The organism is Streptomyces sp., assembly GCF_035563135.1.
Taxonomy (GTDB): Bacteria; Actinomycetota; Actinomycetes; order Streptomycetales; family Streptomycetaceae; genus Streptomyces.
On record NZ_DATMVN010000368.1, the window covers coordinates 1 to 17,130 of the forward strand.

Below are 17,130 nucleotides of genomic sequence, written 5' to 3' on the forward strand. Positions count from 1 at the left end.
GCGGCCGCGGCCCGGTGCGGGGCCGCCTCCAGGGGCCCCGCACCGATGGTCGTGCCGTCGCGGGGCCGGCCGCCGGTCGGCGGTGAGTCGGCACACCCGGGCTCAGCTGTCGAAGCCGAGCCCCAGCCGGTCCATGGTCCGCAGCCACAGGTTGCGGTGCCCGCCATGGCTGTCGGCGCGGGCGAGGGACCTCTTGGTGAGCTCGATCCCGGCCCAGGCGAACGGTTCGGGCGGGAAGGGCACCGGCTTGGAGCGGACCATGCCGAGCGCGGTGCGCTCCGTCTCCTCGCCGGCGAGCAGGTCCAGCATCACCTCCGCGCCGAAACGGGTCGCCCCCACCCCGAGTCCGGTGTATCCGGCGGCATAGGCGACCCGCCCGCGGTGGGCCGTGCCGAAGAACGCCGAAAAGCGGGAACACGTGTCGATCGCACCGCCCCAGGCATGGCTGAAACGCACTCCGGACAGTTGCGGAAAGCACTCGAAGAATTGTCCGGCGAGCTTCAGGAAGGTCTCCGGACGCTGATCGAGCGAGGAATTCAGCCGGCCGCCGTACGGGTAGACGGCGTCATATCCGCCCCACAGGATCCTGTTGTCCGCCGAGAGCCGGAAATAGTGGAACTGGTTCGCGCTGTCCCCGAGTCCCTGGCGGTTCCGCCAGCCGACCGAGGCGAGCCGGTCCGCGCTCAGGGGCTCCGTCATCAGCGCGTAGTCGTACACCGGGACGGTGTACGGGCGCACCCGCCGCACCAGCGAGGGGAAGATGTTGGTGCCGAGGGCGACGTCACGGGCGAACACCCTGCCGTACGGGGTGCGCACCGCCATCCCGGCGCCCGACCGGGCGAGTGCGAGGCCGCGGGTGTGCTCGTAGACGCGGACCCCGAGACCGAGGCATGCCTCCTTCAGGCCCCAGGCGAGCTTCGCCGGATGCAGCAGGGCGACACCGCGCCGGTCCAGCAGACCACCCAGGAATGTCGGTGAGTCGACTTCGGCGCGCACCTGGTCCCGGTCCAGGAGCTCCGGTCCGGTGAGACCGAGCTCCTGGGTCCGGCGGTGCCATTCCCGCAGCTCGTCGAGCTGGTGGGGCTGCGTCGCCACGTCGATCTCGCCGGTCCGCTCGAAGTCGCAGTCGAGGGAGTAGCGGGTGACGGCCGCCTCGATGGCGTCGAGGTTCCGCGCGCCCAGGTCCTCCAGCTTCCCGATCTCGTCCGGCCAGCGCTCCAGACCGTTGGCCAGGCCGTGGGTCAGCGAGGCGGCACAGAATCCGCCGTTGCGGCCCGAGGCCGCCCAGCCCGCCTCGTGGCCCTCGATGAGGACGACATCGCGTCCGGGGTCGCGTTCCTTGGCGAGCAGCGCGGTCCACAGTCCGCTGTAGCCGCCGCCGACGACCAGGAGGTCGCACCGTTCGTCACCGGTGAGCGCGGGGAGGGCTCCGGGCTTCCCCGGGTCGTCGAGCCAGTAGGAGAGGGGGCGTGCGTCGGAGAGTGAGTGTGCGGCAGTACGCATGGCGTCCGGGGCCATGGTTTCCAACTCCTTCGGTTCTACTTTCCCGCGTTGCTCTTCCGCCGGTTCGCGATGAGCTGTCCGGCGAGGACCACCGCCACGGCGATGACGAACATGGCCGTACCGATGACGTTGATCTGCACGGGTGTTCCGCGCTGCGCCGATCCCCACACGAACATGGGGAAGGTCACCGTGGAGCCGGCGTTGAAATTGGTGATGATGAAGTCGTCGAAGGACAGCGCGAAGGCCAGCAGCGCTCCCGCGGCGATCCCCGGGGCGGCGATCGGGAGGGTCACGCGGACGAAGGTCTGCACGGGGCCCGCGTACAGGTCGCGGGCGGCCTCCTCCAGCCTGGGGTCCATCGACATCACCCGTGCCTTGACGGCGGTCACCACGAAGCTGAGACAGAACATGATGTGGGCGATCAGCACGGTCCAGAAGCCGAGTTCGGCGCCCATGTTGAGGAAGAGCGTGAGCAGCGAGGCCGCCATGACGACCTCGGGCATCGCCATCGGCAGGAAGATCAGTGAGCTGACCGCGCCGCGGGCCCGGAAGCGGTAGCGGACCAGCGCGAACGCGATCATCGCGCCGAGCACGGTCGCACCGGTGGTCGCCCAGAAGGCGATCCGCAGCGAGAGCGAGAGCGAACCGCAGAGGTCGGCGACGCCGCAGGGGTCCTTCCAGGCGTCGAGGGAGAACTCCTGCCAGGCGTAGTTGAAGCGCCCCTTCGGCTGGTTGAAGGAGAACACCATGACGACGGCGTTCGGCAGGATCATGTAGGCGAGGGTCAGCAGACCCGCGATCACGACCAGGTTCCGGCGGAGCAGACGGAGTACGGGCATCAGACCAGGTCCTCCGTACCGGAGCGGCGGATGTGGACGGTGACCACGAGCAGGACGACCGCCATGAGGATGAACGAGAGCGCGGCCGCGGTCGGGTAGTCCAGGACCCGCAGGAACTGGCTCTGGATGACGCTGCCGACCATCTTGGTGTCGGTGGAGCCGAGGAGTTCCGCGTTGACGTAGTCGCCGCTGGCCGGGATGAACGTCAGCAGGGTGCCGGAGACGACCCCGGGCATGGACAGCGGCAGCGTCACCTTGCGGAAGGTGGTGGCGGGGGTGGCGTACAGATCGCCCGCGGCCTCGTGCAGCCGGCCGTCGATCCTCTCCAGCGAGGTGTAGAGCGGCAGGATCATGAACGGCAGGAAGTTGTAGGTCAGACCGCAGACGACGGCCATCGGGGTGGCCAGGACCCGGTTGTTCTCGGTCCAGCCGAGCCAGGCGGTGACGTCCAGGACGTGCAGGGTGCTCAGCACGTCGACGACCGCGCCGCCGTCCGCGAGGATCGTCTTCCAGGCCAGCGTCCGGATCAGGAAGCTGGTGAAGAACGGCGCGACGACCAGTACGAGCACCAGGTTGCGCCAGCGTCCCGCCTTGAAGGCGATCAGATAGGCGAGCGGGTAGCCGAGCAGCAGGCACAGGAGCGTGGCGGTGCCCGCGTACAGGAGGGACCGGATGAACTGGGGGTAGTAGCCGGCGAGGGCGTCCCAGTACGTCCGGAAGTGCCAGGTGACCTCGAAGCCCTTCTCCAGGGAGCCGGTCTGTACGGAGGTCGACGCCTGGTAGACCATCGGCAGCGCGAAGAAGACGAGCAGCCACAGGATGCCGGGGAGCAGCAGCCAGTAGGGGACGAGCCGCCTGCGGATGGACGGCTTGCGGGCCCCGGCCCTCGCGGGGGGCGCCGGTGGCGCCTCGGTGACGCTCACGCCGCTTCCTCCAGACCTTCCGCACCGGCGGCTCCGGCGTGGACGGACTGGTCCGCGTCGAGTCCGAAGGTGTGCTCCGGGTTCCAGTGCAGGACGACCTCGGCGCCGGGTACGAGCCGGCTGTCGCGCTCGATGTTCTGCTCGTAGACCTGGAGCACCGTGCCGGACCGGCTCTCGACGACGTACTGCGTGGAGACGCCGAGGAAACTGGAGTCGGTGATGCGGCCGGCGATCCGGTTGCGGCCGTCGGGTATCGCGGCCGCGTCGTCGGTGCGGGTGAGGGAGATCTTCTCGGGGCGGACGCCCACGAGCAGCTTCTCTCCGCTCCGCGCGGTGGACGGGCACCGCCCGCCGGGCAGCCTGAGCTTCCCGCCGCCGGCCGAGACGACGACGTCCGTGCCCATGGAGACGATCTCGCTCCCGATGAGGTTGGAGGTGCCGAGGAAGTTCGCCACGAAGGTGGTCCGGGGGTTCTCGTACAGGTCGGCGGGGGCGCCGAGCTGTTCGACGCGGCCGCCGTTCATCACCGCGACGGTGTCGGCCATGGTCATGGCCTCCTCCTGGTCGTGGGTGACGTGGATGAAGGTGATGCCGACCTCGGTCTGGATCCGCTTGAGTTCGAGCTGCATCCGGCGGCGCAGCTTGAGGTCGAGGGCGCCGAGGGGCTCGTCGAGGAGGAGGACCTGGGGGTGGTTGATGAGCGCGCGGGCCACGGCGACGCGCTGCTGCTGGCCGCCGGAGAGCCGGTGCGGTTTGCGGCGGGCGAAGTCGCCGAGCTGGACGAGGTCCAGCATCTCGCCGACCTGTTTCTTCACGGACCTGATGCCGCGGCGGCGCAGCCCGAAGGCGATGTTCTCGCTGACGTCGAGGTGCGGGAAGAGCGCGTAGCTCTGGAAGACGGTGTTGACGGGCCGCTTGTACGGGGGCAGGCCCGTGATGTCGCGTCCGCCGAGCGAGACCGTGCCGGTGGTGGCGTCCTCCAGGCCCGCGATCATGCGCAGGGTGGTGGTCTTGCCGCAGCCGGACGCGCCGAGCAGCGCGAAGAAGGAGCCCTGCGGGACGGTCAGGTCGAGGGGGTGCACTGCGGTGAAGGAGCCGTAGGTCTTGCTGATCCCGGTGAGACGGACGTCGCCGCCCGCTGTCTGCTGCTGTGTCATGGGTCGCGGTCCCGGTGGTGTCGGAGGAGTGCGGGAGGGGGCCGGGCCGGTCAGGCGCCGATGAGCTGGGCGAACTTCTCCTCGTACGCCGTCTCCTCCTCGGAGCTGAGGGAGCGGAAGGCCCGTGACTTCGCGGCCATCGCCTTGTCGGGGAGGATCAGCGTGTTGGACGCCATCGACTCGTCGATCTTCGCGAGCTCGCCGGCGACCCCGTCCACCGGGCAGACGTAGTTGATGTAGGCGGCGAGCCGGGCCGCGACCGGGGGTTCGTAGTAGTGGTCCATGAGCTTCTCGGCGTTGGTCTTGTGCCGCGCCTTCGCCGGGACCAGCATGTTGTCGCTCGACGTGATGTAGCCGGCGGACGGGATCGAGAACTTGATCGCCGGGTTGTCGGCCTGGAGCTGGATGATGTCGCCCGCCCAGGCCACACAGGCCGCGATGTCGCCCTTGCTGAGGTCGGCGGTGTAGTCGTTGCCGGTGAAGCGGCGTATCTGCTTCCGGTCGACGCCCTTCTGCATCCGGCCGATGGCCGCGTCGTAATCGGCGTCCGTGAACGATCCCGGGTCCTTGCCCATGTCGAGGAGCGTCATGCCGACCGAGTCGCGCATCTCCGAGAGGAACGAGACCTTGCCCTTGAGCCGGGGATCGTCGAGCAGCTGGGTGATGGAGTCGACCTTCCGGCCGCCGGTCGCCTTCTCGTTGTAGGCGATGACGGTCGGGATGCCGGTCCACGGGTAGGAGTAGGCGCGCCCCGGATCCCAGTCGGGCGTACGGAACTGGGCCGACAGGTTCGCGAAGGCGTGCGGGAGGTTCGCCTGGTCGAGCTTCTGCGCCCAGCCGAGCCGGATGATGCGGGCGGCCAGCCAGTCCGTCACGATGACGAGGTCGCGGCCGGTGTCCTGTCCCGCCGCGAGCTGCGGCTTGATCTTCCCGAAGAACTCGACGTTGTCGTTGATGTCCTCGGTGTACTTGACCTTGATCCCGGTGCGCTTCGTGAACGCGTCCAGGGTCGGCCGGCTCTTCTCGTCCTCGCTGACGTCCATGTACTCGGTCCAGTTGGAGAAGTTGATCTGCTTCTCCTCCTCCGAGTGGTCGTCGGAGGCCGCGGCTCCCTCCTGCCGTGCGGCGGGCGGGATGCCGCACGCGCTCAGCGCCCCGAGGCCGCCGAGCGCGAGGGCTCCCGTGCCCGACGCCCTCAGGAGCGAACGGCGGGTGAGGGCGCCCCTGCCGTGTGTGAGGCTGCGCCTCATGGCGGCCAGCTGCGGCGCGGAGAGGCTCTCGGGCTCGTACTGCTCCATACGCGTGTGCCCTTCCGGGTGGGTGGGGCCGCCGGCCGGCGGCCGCTGCTATCGGTCCCCGAAGACGGTGCGGTGCCAGTCCTTCCGGGCGACCGCGGTGTTGTCGAACATGACGTGCTTGACCTGCGTGTACTCCTCGAAGGAGTACGACGACATGTCCTTGCCGAAGCCGCTGGCCCCGTACCCGCCGTGCGGCATCTCGCTGATGATGGGGATGTGGTCGTTGATCCACACGCAGCCCGCCCTGAGCTCACGGGTGGCGCGGTTGGCCCGGTACAGCCCGGTGCTCCATGCGGAGGCGGCCAGCCCGTACGGGCTGTCGTTGGCCAGGCGGATTCCCTCGTCGTCGGTGTCGAAGGGCAGCACGACCAGGACGGGGCCGAAGATCTCCGCGCCGGCGATCTCGCTGTCCTGGGCGGCGCCGGTGATCAGCGTCGGCCGGTAGTAGGCCCCGTCGGCGAGTTCACCGCCGGGGGCCTCACCACCGGTGACGACGGTGGCGTGGGCGCGGGCGCGCTCGACGAACCCGGCGACCCGGTCGCGCTGCTGACGGCTGATCAACGGGCCGAGGTCGGTCGACGGATCGAAGGGGTCACCGAGCCGCACGCTCTCCATCAGGGCGGCGACCCCGCTGACGAACGCGTCGTACAGGGGGCGCTGGACGTAGGCGCGGGTGGCGGCCGTGCAGTCCTGGCCGGTGTTGATGAGGGCGCCGGCCACGGCTCCCTGGACCGCGGCGTCGAGGTCGGCGTCGTCGAAGACGAGGAAGGGCGCCTTGCCGCCGAGTTCCAGGTGCAGGCGTTTGACGGTGGAGGTGGCGAGTTCGGCGACCCGCCTGCCGACGGCGGTGGACCCGGTGAAGGAGGTCATCACGACGTCGGGGTGGCTCACGAGGTGTTCGCCCGCGTCCCGCCCGGCGCCGGAGACGATGTTGATCACGCCGTCGGGGATGCCGGCCTCCGTGGCCGCCTGCGCGAACATCAGCGAGGTCAGCGGCGTGATCTCGGCGGGCTTCAGCACGATGGTGTTGCCCGCGGCGACGGCCGGGAGGACCTTCCAGGCCGCCATCTGGAGCGGGTAGTTCCAGGGCGCGACCGAACCGATGACCCCGAGGGGCTCGCGGCGTATGTAGGAGGTGTGGTCGCCGCTGTACTCGGCGGCCGACTTCCCTTCGAGGTGGCGGGCGGCGCCGGCGAAGAAGGAGGTGTTGTCGACCGTGCCGGGCACGTCGAACCCGGTGGTGAGCTTGACGGGTTTGCCGCACTGCAGGGATTCGGCGTACGCGAACTCCTCGGCCTGTCCGGCCAGTACGGCGGCGAAGCGGTGCAGGGCCTCGGACCGTTCGGCCGGGGTGCGCCCCGACCAGCCGGGGAAGGCCGCACGGGCGGCGGCCACGGCGGCGTCCACGTCGTCGGCGCCCGCCAGTTCGTAGCGGAGGACCGTTCTGCCCGTGGCGGGGTCGACGACGTCCTGGCGGCGTCCCGATGTGCCGGGGCGCAGCCGTCCGCCGATGTACTGCGCGCCCGCGGCGAAGCGGTCCTGCACCTGGAAGCCGTTGCCCATGACGTCTCCTCCGCTGCCCCGTGACCAGGGGCGGCGTAGCTTCTTGTCGAATTGAGTGCCGATCCTGACAGAGGCCCCTTCTACCAACAAGTGATTCCGTTGTTTCCTTTTGGTTACGCGACGGAATCTGTCGACGATGTGTCTCGTGCGTACGGAAATCCCTGTACCGACTGTCAGTGGCGGATGCCAGACTCGGCTGTCATGGAACGGGAATACACGGACGCTCTCGTGGCGCGGACGGCCGGCGGGGAGAGAGTGAAGTACCTGCCGTTCTGGGGCCATCGGCCCCGCCCGGACGGCAGGCTCGGGGAGAGCTGCCTCAGTCAGTGGTGGCCGGCGGCGTTCACAGTCGGTCCGGTGACCTACGCCTCGGCCGAGCACTGGATGATGGCGGGCAAGGCGCGGCTCTTCGGGGACGCCCATGGGGAGGCCCGGGCCGTGGCGGCGAGCAGCCCCGCCGCCGCGAAGAAGGCCGGCCGGCTGGTCGTGGGGTTCGACGAGGACATATGGGCGCGGGAGCGGTTCGGCCTGGTCGTCGAGGGCAGCGTGCACAAGTTCGGCCAGGATCCGGCGCTGCGGGCGTATCTGCTGGGCACCGGTGAGCGCGTGCTCGTGGAGGCCAGTCCGGTGGACCGGATATGGGGCATCGGACTGGCCAAGGGCGATCCGCGCACCACCGACCCCGCTTCCTGGCGGGGGCTGAATCTGCTGGGCTTCGCGCTCATGGAGGCGCGTGCGCGGCTGCGCACGGGGTGACGCCCCGCGTGGCCGGGCCCGGGACACGCTTCCCCCGGGGCCCGGACACGGGCGTCCGTTCGCCGCGGGTCAGCGGGAGGTACCGACGACCAGTGACGTGGCGTAGGGATCGTCGTAGTCGTAACCGCTGTCCGACTCCTCGTTGGCGACGGTCCAGATCAGGAATCCGAGGAAGACCGCACTGATGACGATCGAGACCGATCCCAGAATGATTCCGGCGAGGGCCATGCCCCCGTTGGTCGCCTCGCCACGCTTGGCACGGCCCCGGCCGATGATGCCGAAGATCAGGGCGAGGATGCCCAGGATGATGCCGATCCCCCACATGCAGAAACCGACCACCGCGATGATGCCGAGGACCATCGCCGCGATCCCCAGCCCGTTCGCGGGCGCCGGGCCCCAGGGCTGCTGGCCGCCGTAACCGGGATATCCCGGATAGCCGTACGAGGGCGCGGCCGGATAGCCGTACGAGGCCGAGGCGGGTGCGGCGGGCGCGGCCGGGTAGCCGTACTGACCGGGCTGCCCCGGGCCGTTCGGCCCGACCGGCGGTGCGGGCACGGAGGGCTGCTGCGGGCCGAACGGTCCGGCCGGTCCGGGTATGGGCCCGGTACCCGGGTCGGCGCCCGGCATGGACGTGACCGTGGGCTGGTCGTGCACGGCGGGCGGGGTGGCGTCCGCGGGCTGCTTGCCCAGCTCGGCCCTGTGGTCCGGCGGGGCCCACGGATCGCGCCGCGCGTCCTCGCCCCCGGGCTGCTGTGTGTTGTCTGACATGGGCCTCCCCCATCGTGGTCCCGCCATGCTACGGCCCGGCCCACGGCCGGAGGGGCCCGCCTACGATGATCGGTGCAGCCGGTGCGCCCGGCCGACAACAGAGATCCGGGAGTATCCGATGAACGATCTGCACCCCTTCATCGCGGGGCTGCCCAAGGCCGAGCTCCATGTCCACCACGTCGGGTCGGCCTCACCCCGCATCGTGGCCGAACTGGCCGCCCATCACCCCGACTCCAAGGTCCCCACGGACCCGGAGGCGCTGGCGGACTTCTTCACCTTCACCGACTTCGGGCACTTCATCGACGTCTATCTCTCGGTGGTGGACCTGGTCCGCACCCCCGAGGACGTCCGGCTGCTCACCTTCGAGGTGGCCCGGGACATGGCACGGCAGAACATCCGGTATGCGGAGCTGACCGTCACCCCCTTCAGCTCGACCCGCCGGGGGATCCCGGAGCAGGGCTTCATGGAGGCCATCGAGGACGCCCGCAGGGCCGCCGAGGCCGAGCTGGGCGTCGTCCTGCGCTGGTGCTTCGACATTCCGGGCGAAGCCGGTCTCGAATCCGCCGAGGAGACCACCCGGCTCGCCGTCGACCTGCGGCCCGAGGGCCTGGTCTCCTTCGGCCTGGGCGGACCCGAGATCGGTGTGGGCCGTCCGCAGTTCAAGCCCTACTTCGACCGGGCGATCGCCGAGGGCCTGCATTCCGTGCCCCACGCCGGTGAGACCACGGGCCCGCAGACGGTCTGGGACGCGCTGACCGCGCTGCGCGCGGAGCGCATCGGCCACGGCACCAGCTCCACCCAGGATCCGGAGCTGCTCGCCCACCTCGCCGAGCACCGCATCCCCCTGGAGGTCTGCCCGACGTCGAACATCGCCACCCGGGCGGTCGCGGACCTGGACCGGCACCCGATGAGGGAGATGGTGGAGGCGGGCGTCCTCGTCACGGTCAACAGCGACGACCCGCCCATGTTCGGCACCGACCTCAACAACGAGTACGCGGTGGCGGCCCGGCTGCTCGGCCTGGACGAGCGCGGAGTGGCCGGTCTGGCGAAGAACGCCGTGGAGGCCTCGTTCCTGGACGCGGCGGGCAAGCGGACGCTGGCCGCCGAGATCGACACGTACACGACGAACTGGCTGGAGGCTCCGGGCGGCCGGTGACCCCGCCGGTCACAATGGCTCCATGACCACCACCGTCACCGCCGTGGCCCACCGCGGCGATCCCTACCGTGCCCGCGAGAACACGCTGCCCTCGATCCGGTCCGCCGTGGAGCGGGGGGCGGACGCGGTCGAGATCGACGTCCGCGTCACCCGGGACAGGGTGCCCGTGCTGCTCCACGACTCCACACTGGAACGCCTGTGGGGCCACGACATCCGCCTCGACCGCCTGGATCACCGGGAGTTGACGGAGAGGACCGGCGGCGGGGTGCCCGCCCTGCGTGAGGCGCTGTCCGCCGCCGGTGACCGGCGGATCATGCTGGACCTGCCCGGCTCGACCGACGCGTCCGTACGGGAGATCGTCGGCCTGGTGCGGGAGTGCGGGGCTCAGGACCGCGTGTACTACTGCGCGGACACCCACGCGATGCTGCGGGTGCGCGCGGCCGACCCGTCCGCCGAGATCGCGCTGACCTGGACGACGCTCGCCCCTCCGCGCCACGTACTCCTCGAAGCGGTACGGCCGCGCTGGCTGAACTACCGTTTCGGGCTGCTGAGCCGCGAGCTCACCGACCGCGTCCACTCGGACGGGCTGCTGGTCTCCGCCTGGACAGTGGACACCCGGCGCACGATGCGCCGGCTGCTCGCCTGGGGCGCCGACTCGATCACCACCAACCGGATCGACGCACTCCGGAAGCAGTTGTCCAACTCCCCTTCACATGCCGCTCCTTGACCGGTCCGGCATCATGAACGGTCCGTACCGTCCGTGATCCCAGGAGCAGACGTGCCCGAGCCCGGCCGCCGAACCGCCCCTTCCCGTGTCCGTGCCGACATCGCCCACAACGCCCGGGTGTGGAACTACTGGCTGGGCGGCGGCGACAACTACTCGGTCGACCGTGTGGTGGGTGACCGGGTCACCGGAATGTATCCGAGCATCGGCGAAGTGGCCCGCGCCGACCGGGCGTTCCTGGGCCGGGCGGTGCGCCATCTGGCCGGTGACGTGGGGATCGGCCAGTTCCTCGACATCGGCACCGGGCTGCCGACCGCGGACAACACCCACGAGGTCGCCCAGCACACCGCGCCCGACGCACGTGTCGTCTACGTCGACAACGACCCGATCGTCCTGGCGCACGCGCGCTCGCTGCTCACCAGCTCGCCCGAGGGTGCCACCGAGTACATCGAGGCGGACGCCCGGGATCCGGAGCGGATCCTGCGTGCCGCCGGACGGACCCTGGACCTCCGGCGCCCGGTCGCGGTGATGATGCTGGGCATCCTCAACTTCGTCCTGGACACGGACGAGGCGCGGGGCATCGTGACGAAGCTGATGGACGCCCTGCCGTCCGGCAGCCATCTGGTGCTCACCCACCCCACGCTGGAGCTGGGCGGCGAGGGCAACGAGGCCGCGATGCGCTTCTGGAACGAGAACGCCACCCCGCCGATCACCGCCCGCAGCCACTCGGAGTTCGCCTCGTTCCTCGACGGCCTGGACCTCCTGGAGCCGGGCATCGTGTCCTGCTCCCGCTGGCGGGCGGGGTCCGCCGGGCACATCCCCGAGGTCGCCCAGTTCGGCGCGGTGGGCCGGAAGCCCTGATGCCGCCGGAGTCCTGGGCTACGGGACGGCGGCCGCGACCGCCGGCATCCCCTCCAGCCGCTTGATCATGCGGTGGACCACGAGCAGCGGAATGATCCCGAAGACCCCGAAGGACATGTCGATGACGGTCCACCAGAAGGGGATGCCCCTGATCGGCCCGCAGATCAGGGCGAGCGGGATGATCCCGGCACAGGCGATCATGCCGAATTCGATCACCCAGATGTTGCGGACCGGGTCGCGGTAGGGGCCGTAGAAGGCGACCGCGATGACGAGGTGGGCGAAGGCCAGCCAGTCGGTGCCGTACAGGACGAAGGGATGGCCGGCGTCGGCCTCGTCGAGACCGGTCCGGACCCGGGTGATCCACTCCGTCAGGGCCGGGAAGTGCTCGGGGGCGGGAGAGGCCGGGGACCTCAACAGATCCTCGGCCCAGCGGAGTTCGGTGACCAGCGGGAAGGCCGTCAGCCCGCTGAGCACCAGACAGACGATGAACACGACCAACCACACGCGTATGCGCCGCTTGAGGGCTCGCTCGCTCATGGCCGCAGCGTACGCCCCTCATGAACACGTTCAAAAAGAGGGCCGGCCGTGCGTCCGGGCCCCGGGGGACGCGGAAGGCCCCGGGCCGGAGCCCGGGGCCTTCCGTGGGGCGCGCGGCGCCGGTCAGTCGTCGAGCGACGTCATGACGTGCTTGATCCGGGTGTAGTCCTCGAAGCCGTAGGCGGAGAGGTCCTTGCCGTAACCGGACTTCTTGAACCCGCCGTGCGGCATCTCGGCGACGAGCGGGATGTGGGTGTTGATCCACACACAGCCGAAGTCGAGCTTCTTGGACATCCGCATCGCGCGGGAGTGGTCCTTGGTCCACACCGAGGAGGCCAGGGCGTACTCGACGCCGTTGGCGTACTCGACGGCCTGGGCCTCGTCCGTGAAGGACTGGACGGTGATGACGGGCCCGAAGACCTCGTGCTGGACGATCTCGTCGTCCTGCCGGAGGCCGGAGACGACGGTCGGGGCGTAGAAGTAGCCCTTGTCGCCGACCCGGTGCCCGCCGGCCTCGACCTTGGCGTGCGCGGGGAGCCGCTCGATGAACCCACTGACCTGCGCCAGCTGGTCGGCGTTGTTCAGCGGGCCGTACAGCACGTCCTCGTCGTCCGGCAGTCCGGTCTTCGTGTCGGCCGCCGCCTTGGCGAGCGCGGTGACGAACTCGTCGTGGATGGACTCGTGGACCATGACCCGGGTGGCGGCCGTGCAGTCCTGGCCCGCGTTGAAGTAACCCGCGACCGAGATGCCCTCGACGGCCTTGGCGATGTCGGTGTCCTCGAACACGACGACGGGGGCCTTGCCGCCGAGCTCCAGGTGGACCCGCTTGACGTCCTTGGCGGCGGACTCGGCGACCTGCATGCCGGCCCGCACCGAGCCGGTGATCGAGGCCATCGCCGGGATCGGGTGCTCGACCATCGCACGGCCGGTCCCACGGTCGCCGCAGATGACGTTGAAGACGCCCTTGGGCAGGATCTGCCCGATGATCTCGGCGATCAGCACGGTCGACGCCGGAGTGGTGTCGGACGGCTTGATGACGACGGTGTTGCCCGCGGCGAGCGCCGGGGCGAACTTCCACACGGCCATCATCATCGGGTAGTTCCACGGCGCGACCTGGGCGCAGACGCCCACCGGCTCGCGGCGGACGATGGAGGTCAGCCCCTCCATGTACTCGCCGGCCGAGCGGCCTTCGAGCAGCCGGGCGGCGCCCGCGAAGAAGCGGATCTGGTCCACCATCGGCGGGATCTCTTCGGTGCGGGTGAGCTCCAGCGGCTTGCCGGTGTTCTCCGACTCCGCCGCGATGAGGTCCTCGGCCCGCTCCTCGAAGGCGTCCGCGATCTTCAGCAGTGCCTTCTGGCGCTCGGCGGGCGTCACGTCGCGCCAGGCGGGGAACGCGGCGGCCGCCGCGTCCATGGCGGCATCGACGTCGGCCTGTCCGGAGAGCGGCGAGGTCGCGTAGACCTCTTCCGTCACCGGGTTGACCACGTCGATGGTCCGCCCGTCCGCGGCGTCCCGGAACTCTCCGTTGATGTAGTTGCGCAGACGGCGCACCTCGGTGGTCACAACCACCCCTCCTGTCGGCTGTCCGATGGGTGAGACTTCCACCCTAAACCGTCGGGTGACGCTTTCGACATACCCAACCGCCGCCAACTTCGGATTCAGTGAGATCGGGACCCTCAGACAACGAATTTCATCGGTTCGGGCTTGCCAGACGGACGAGGCCCGGTGCACAGTGGGGATGTGGCCAGTCGCAGCGCAGACTCCAGGACCGGGAACGGATCGTCCCCAGCGGTCGATGCCGTGTCCCTCGCAATCATCGAGCAGCTCCAGGAGGACGGGCGCCGGCCGTACGCCGCGATCGGCAAGGCCGTGGGCCTCTCCGAAGCGGCCGTACGCCAGCGCGTCCAGAAGCTGCTCGACCAGGGCGTGATGCAGATCGTCGCCGTCACGGACCCGCTCACCGTGGGACTGCGGCGCCAGGCGATGGTCGGGATCAATGTCGAGGGCGACCTCGACCCCGTGGCCGAGGCCCTGTCGGCCATGGCCGAGTGCGAGTACGTGGTGATGACCGCGGGCTCCTTCGACCTGATGGTGGAGATCGTCTGCGAGGACGACGACCACCTGCTGGAGACGATCAACAAACGTATCCGGGCCATTCCCGGAGTGCGCTCCACCGAGAGCTTCGTCTACCTCAAGCTCAAGAAGCAGACCTATATGTGGGGAACCCGATAGCCGTGAGCAAGGACCTGAGCCGAACCGCGTACGACCACCTGTGGATGCACTTCACCCGCATGTCGGACTACGAGAACGCGCCCGTTCCCACCATCGTGCGTGGCGAGGGCACCTACATCTACGATGACAAGGGCAAGCGCTACCTCGACGGCCTCTCCGGGCTGTTCGTCGTCAACGCCGGGCACGGCCGTCACGAACTCGCCGAGACGGCGTACAAGCAGGCCCAGGAGCTGGCCTTCTTCCCGGTGTGGTCCTACGCCCACCCCAAGGCCGTCGAGCTGGCCGAGCGGCTCGCCCACCACGCCCCGGGCGACCTCAACAAGGTCTTCTTCACCACCGGCGGCGGTGAGGCGGTCGAGACCGCCTGGAAGCTGGCCAAGCAGTACTTCAAGCTCAAGGGCAAGCCGACCAAGTACAAGGTCATCTCGCGTGCGGTCGCCTACCACGGCACCCCGCAGGGCGCCCTGTCGATCACCGGCCTGCCCGCGCTCAAGGCCCCGTTCGAGCCGCTGGTGCCCGGCGCGCACAAGGTGCCCAACACCAACATCTACCGCGCCCCGCTCTTCGGGGACGACCCGGAGGCCTTCGGCCGCTGGGCCGCCGACCAGATCGAGCAGCAGATCCTCTTCGAGGGCCCGGACACCGTCGCCGCGGTCTTCCTGGAGCCCGTGCAGAACGCCGGCGGCTGCTTCCCGCCGCCGCCCGGCTATTTCCAGCGGGTGCGCGAGATCTGCGACCAGTACGACGTGCTGCTCGTCTCCGACGAGGTCATCTGCGCGTTCGGCCGCCTCGGCACGATGTTCGCCTGCGACAAGTTCGGCTACGTCCCGGACATGATCACCTGCGCCAAGGGCATGACGTCGGGTTACTCCCCCATCGGCGCCTGCATCATCTCGGACCGGCTGGCCGAGCCGTTCTACCAGGGTGACAACACCTTCCTGCACGGCTACACCTTCGGCGGCCACCCGGTGTCCGCCGCGGTCGGCCTCGCCAACCTCGACATCTTCGAGCGCGAGGGCCTCAACCAGCACGTCCTGGACAACGAGAACGCGTTCCTGACGACGCTGCAGAAGCTGCTCGACCTGCCGATCGTCGGCGACGTCCGCGGCAACGGCTTCTTCTACGGCATCGAGCTGGTGAAGGACAAGGCCACCAAGGAGACGTTCACCGACGAGGAGACGGAGCGCGTCCTGTACGGCTTCCTCTCCAAGGCTCTGTACGAGAACGGCCTCTACTGCCGGGCCGACGACCGCGGCGACCCGGTCGTCCAGCTCGCGCCGCCGCTGATCTCCGACCAGTCGACCTTCGACGAGATCGAGGGCATCCTGCGCGGTGTCCTGACGGAGGCCTGGACGAAGCTCTGACCGACGCCACCGGCTGCCGCCGACAGGGCGTCCGGTAGTCATCCCCATACGGACCACGCGGCCCGGATGCACCCGTTCGAGTGAGAAGGGGGGCATCCGGGCCGCGTACTGTCCCGTCACCCCGCTTCGGCTGCCTAGCGTGCCGAGTGACCGATCGGCTTTGTTTTCGTTGTATTCGTTCCCCCGTGCGGGGGACGGGAAATCTGATCCGAACCGAGGTGTACGCCATGGTGGCCCCGCCCGACAACGACGTGATCTGGGCACGTTCCCTGCATCACTCCCACAACGGCTCCCCGGGGCTCGGCGGTGTCTCGCTCGGCGTCCGCGACGGCGAGATCCTTGCCGTGACCGGCCCCCGGGGGTGCGGGAAGACGACCCTGCTGCACTGCCTCTCCGGCCAGCTGGTACCCCAGCAGGGTGAGGTCTGGTTCAACAGCGTGCCCGTGCACACCATGGGCCCCCGGCTGCGCGAACGGCTCCGCCGGGACAGATTCGGCTGGATCGCCGCCGAACCGCAGCTCGTGCCCGAGCTCAGCACCTGGGAGAACGCCGCCCTGCCGCTGCTGCTGCGGGGCGTCCCGCACCGGGCGGCGAAGAAGGCCGCCGCCGAGTGGCTGGAGCGCCTGGACATCGGCCCGCTCGCCAAGAAGCGGCCCCACACCCTGCTCCAGTCGCAGCGTCAGCGGATCTCCGTGGCCCGCGCGCTGACCGCGTCGCCGTCCGTGATCTTCGCGGACGAGCCGACCGCGACACTTCACCACGCCGAGCGCGCCCAGCTCCTGCGCACCCTCACCACGGCCGCGCGGTCCCACGGGATCACCGTCGTGCTCGCCACCCACGACGCGGAGGTCGCCGCACTCGCCGACCGTGCGGTCGGCATGCTGGACGGCCGCCGTGTCACCACCGTCTCCCTGCCCGCCGCGTCCGATACGGAAGGCCGCTCGGCGTGCTCGCTCTCCGTCTGACCCGCGGCTCGCATCCCCTGGTCCTGATGCGGCGTCTGCTCCTCGCCGCCGCCTCGGCCGGGGTGGGTTTCCTGCTCCTGTGCACGCTGGGGTACGCCTCCGCACACCCGGCGCACGCGACGAGCTCCGTGCTGCGGCTGCTGTGGTGCGCCGTCCCGCTCGCCGCGGCCGTCCAGTTCGCGGTGGCGGTCGCGCGCACGGATCCGAGCACCCGCCCGCGTCCCGGTCTCTTCGCCTCCGGTCTCGGGCCGGCCCGTCTCGCCGTACTGGGCGCGGTCTCTACGGCGGTCTCCACCACGCTGGGATCGGTGGTGGCGCTGCTCCTCTTCCTCCACCTCCGCAGCGATCCGGCCGGGCTGCCGACCGGCGAAGGAGCGGCCGAGTTCCTCGGCGCGGGCACCCCGCTGCCGCTGGGCGCCGCGCTCACGCTGCTGGCGCTGGTGCCGCTGGCCGCGCGGACGCCGGTCACGATCGTCGGGCTGAT

General features: G+C 70.0%; 16 protein-coding genes and 1 pseudogene. 8 read left to right on the forward strand and 9 right to left on the reverse strand.

Annotation, left to right across the window (positions count from 1 at the left end):
- Positions 1 to 102: 102 nt before the first annotated feature.
- From VN520_RS15880 to VN520_RS15905, 6 genes are read right to left on the reverse strand one after another with little or no spacing between them, the layout of a single operon-like run.
- Entirely contained in the window at positions 103 to 1,518 is a 1,416-nt protein-coding gene (locus VN520_RS15880) for an FAD-dependent oxidoreductase (RefSeq protein ID WP_325747568.1), read from the reverse strand.
- Positions 1,519 to 1,538: 20 nt separating this feature from the next.
- Positions 1,539 to 2,342 carry an ABC transporter permease gene (locus VN520_RS15885; protein ID WP_325747569.1) on the reverse strand — a complete coding sequence of 268 codons (804 nt, stop codon included), beginning with the start codon at positions 2,340 to 2,342 and terminating at the stop codon, positions 1,539 to 1,541.
- A complete protein-coding gene (locus tag VN520_RS15890) occupies positions 2,342 to 3,265 on the reverse strand; it encodes an ABC transporter permease (protein WP_325747570.1) in 924 nt (307 codons plus the stop codon). The genes VN520_RS15885 and VN520_RS15890 overlap by 1 nt, the downstream gene beginning before the upstream one ends.
- Positions 3,262 to 4,422, reverse strand: coding sequence for an ABC transporter ATP-binding protein (locus VN520_RS15895; RefSeq protein WP_325747571.1), 1,161 nt, complete (start codon positions 4,420 to 4,422; stop codon positions 3,262 to 3,264). Before VN520_RS15895 ends, VN520_RS15890 begins: the two co-directional genes overlap by 4 nt.
- A 50-nt stretch (positions 4,423 to 4,472) precedes the next feature.
- Positions 4,473 to 5,720 carry a spermidine/putrescine ABC transporter substrate-binding protein gene (locus VN520_RS15900; RefSeq protein ID WP_325747572.1) on the reverse strand — a complete coding sequence of 416 codons (1,248 nt, stop codon included), beginning with the start codon at positions 5,718 to 5,720 and terminating at the stop codon, positions 4,473 to 4,475.
- A gap of 48 nt (positions 5,721 to 5,768) precedes the next feature.
- The gene (locus VN520_RS15905; protein WP_325747573.1) at positions 5,769 to 7,283 is read right to left on the reverse strand and encodes a gamma-aminobutyraldehyde dehydrogenase; all 1,515 of its coding nucleotides are present in this window, start codon (positions 7,281 to 7,283) and stop codon (positions 5,769 to 5,771) included.
- 201 nt (positions 7,284 to 7,484) lie between these two features.
- On the opposite strand from VN520_RS15905, the gene VN520_RS15910 reads away from it, so the two are divergent.
- Complete coding sequence (locus VN520_RS15910; protein ID WP_325747574.1) at positions 7,485 to 8,039, forward strand: NADAR family protein; 555 nt, start codon at positions 7,485 to 7,487, stop codon at positions 8,037 to 8,039.
- A 69-nt stretch (positions 8,040 to 8,108) separates the two neighbouring features.
- On the opposite strand, the gene VN520_RS15915 is transcribed toward VN520_RS15910, so the two are convergent.
- Positions 8,109 to 8,807 (reverse strand): DUF4190 domain-containing protein, encoded by a 699-nt coding sequence (locus VN520_RS15915; RefSeq protein WP_325747575.1) that lies wholly within the window; start codon positions 8,805 to 8,807, stop codon positions 8,109 to 8,111.
- Between the two features lie 118 nt (positions 8,808 to 8,925).
- Between VN520_RS15915 and VN520_RS15920 the strand changes: the two genes are divergently transcribed.
- The 3 genes from VN520_RS15920 to VN520_RS15930 are packed head-to-tail and all read left to right on the forward strand — an operon-like array spanning position 8,926 to position 11,548.
- Positions 8,926 to 9,963 carry an adenosine deaminase gene (locus VN520_RS15920; protein ID WP_325747576.1) on the forward strand — a complete coding sequence of 346 codons (1,038 nt, stop codon included), beginning with the start codon at positions 8,926 to 8,928 and terminating at the stop codon, positions 9,961 to 9,963.
- Positions 9,964 to 9,985: 22 nt separating this feature from the next.
- Positions 9,986 to 10,690 (forward strand): glycerophosphodiester phosphodiesterase, encoded by a 705-nt coding sequence (locus VN520_RS15925; RefSeq protein WP_325747577.1) that lies wholly within the window; start codon positions 9,986 to 9,988, stop codon positions 10,688 to 10,690.
- A gap of 51 nt (positions 10,691 to 10,741) precedes the next feature.
- Entirely contained in the window at positions 10,742 to 11,548 is an 807-nt protein-coding gene (locus tag VN520_RS15930) for an SAM-dependent methyltransferase (RefSeq protein ID WP_325747578.1), read from the forward strand.
- Positions 11,549 to 11,566: 18 nt separating this feature from the next.
- Here the strand turns inward: VN520_RS15930 and VN520_RS15935 are convergent, their stop codons facing one another.
- Positions 11,567 to 12,085, reverse strand: coding sequence for a hypothetical protein (locus VN520_RS15935; protein ID WP_325747579.1), 519 nt, complete (start codon positions 12,083 to 12,085; stop codon positions 11,567 to 11,569).
- 123 nt (positions 12,086 to 12,208) lie between these two features.
- Complete coding sequence (locus VN520_RS15940; protein WP_325747580.1) at positions 12,209 to 13,648, reverse strand: gamma-aminobutyraldehyde dehydrogenase; 1,440 nt, start codon at positions 13,646 to 13,648, stop codon at positions 12,209 to 12,211.
- 162 nt (positions 13,649 to 13,810) lie between these two features.
- Between VN520_RS15940 and VN520_RS15945 the strand changes: the two genes are divergently transcribed.
- The 4 genes and pseudogenes from VN520_RS15945 to VN520_RS15960 all read left to right on the forward strand — a co-directional run.
- Entirely contained in the window at positions 13,811 to 14,317 is a 507-nt protein-coding gene (locus VN520_RS15945; RefSeq protein WP_325747581.1) for an Lrp/AsnC family transcriptional regulator, read from the forward strand.
- Entirely contained in the window at positions 14,302 to 15,681 is a 1,380-nt protein-coding gene (locus VN520_RS15950) for an aspartate aminotransferase family protein (RefSeq protein WP_325747582.1), read from the forward strand. Before VN520_RS15945 ends, VN520_RS15950 begins: the two co-directional genes overlap by 16 nt.
- Positions 15,682 to 15,908: 227 nt before the next feature.
- Positions 15,909 to 16,646 carry an ABC transporter ATP-binding protein gene (locus VN520_RS15955; RefSeq protein ID WP_325747583.1) on the forward strand — a complete coding sequence of 246 codons (738 nt, stop codon included), beginning with the start codon at positions 15,909 to 15,911 and terminating at the stop codon, positions 16,644 to 16,646.
- Positions 16,628 to 17,130 (forward strand): annotated as a pseudogene (locus tag VN520_RS15960) (hypothetical protein); the annotation flags it as partial. The gene VN520_RS15955 and the pseudogene VN520_RS15960, both read left to right, overlap by 19 nt.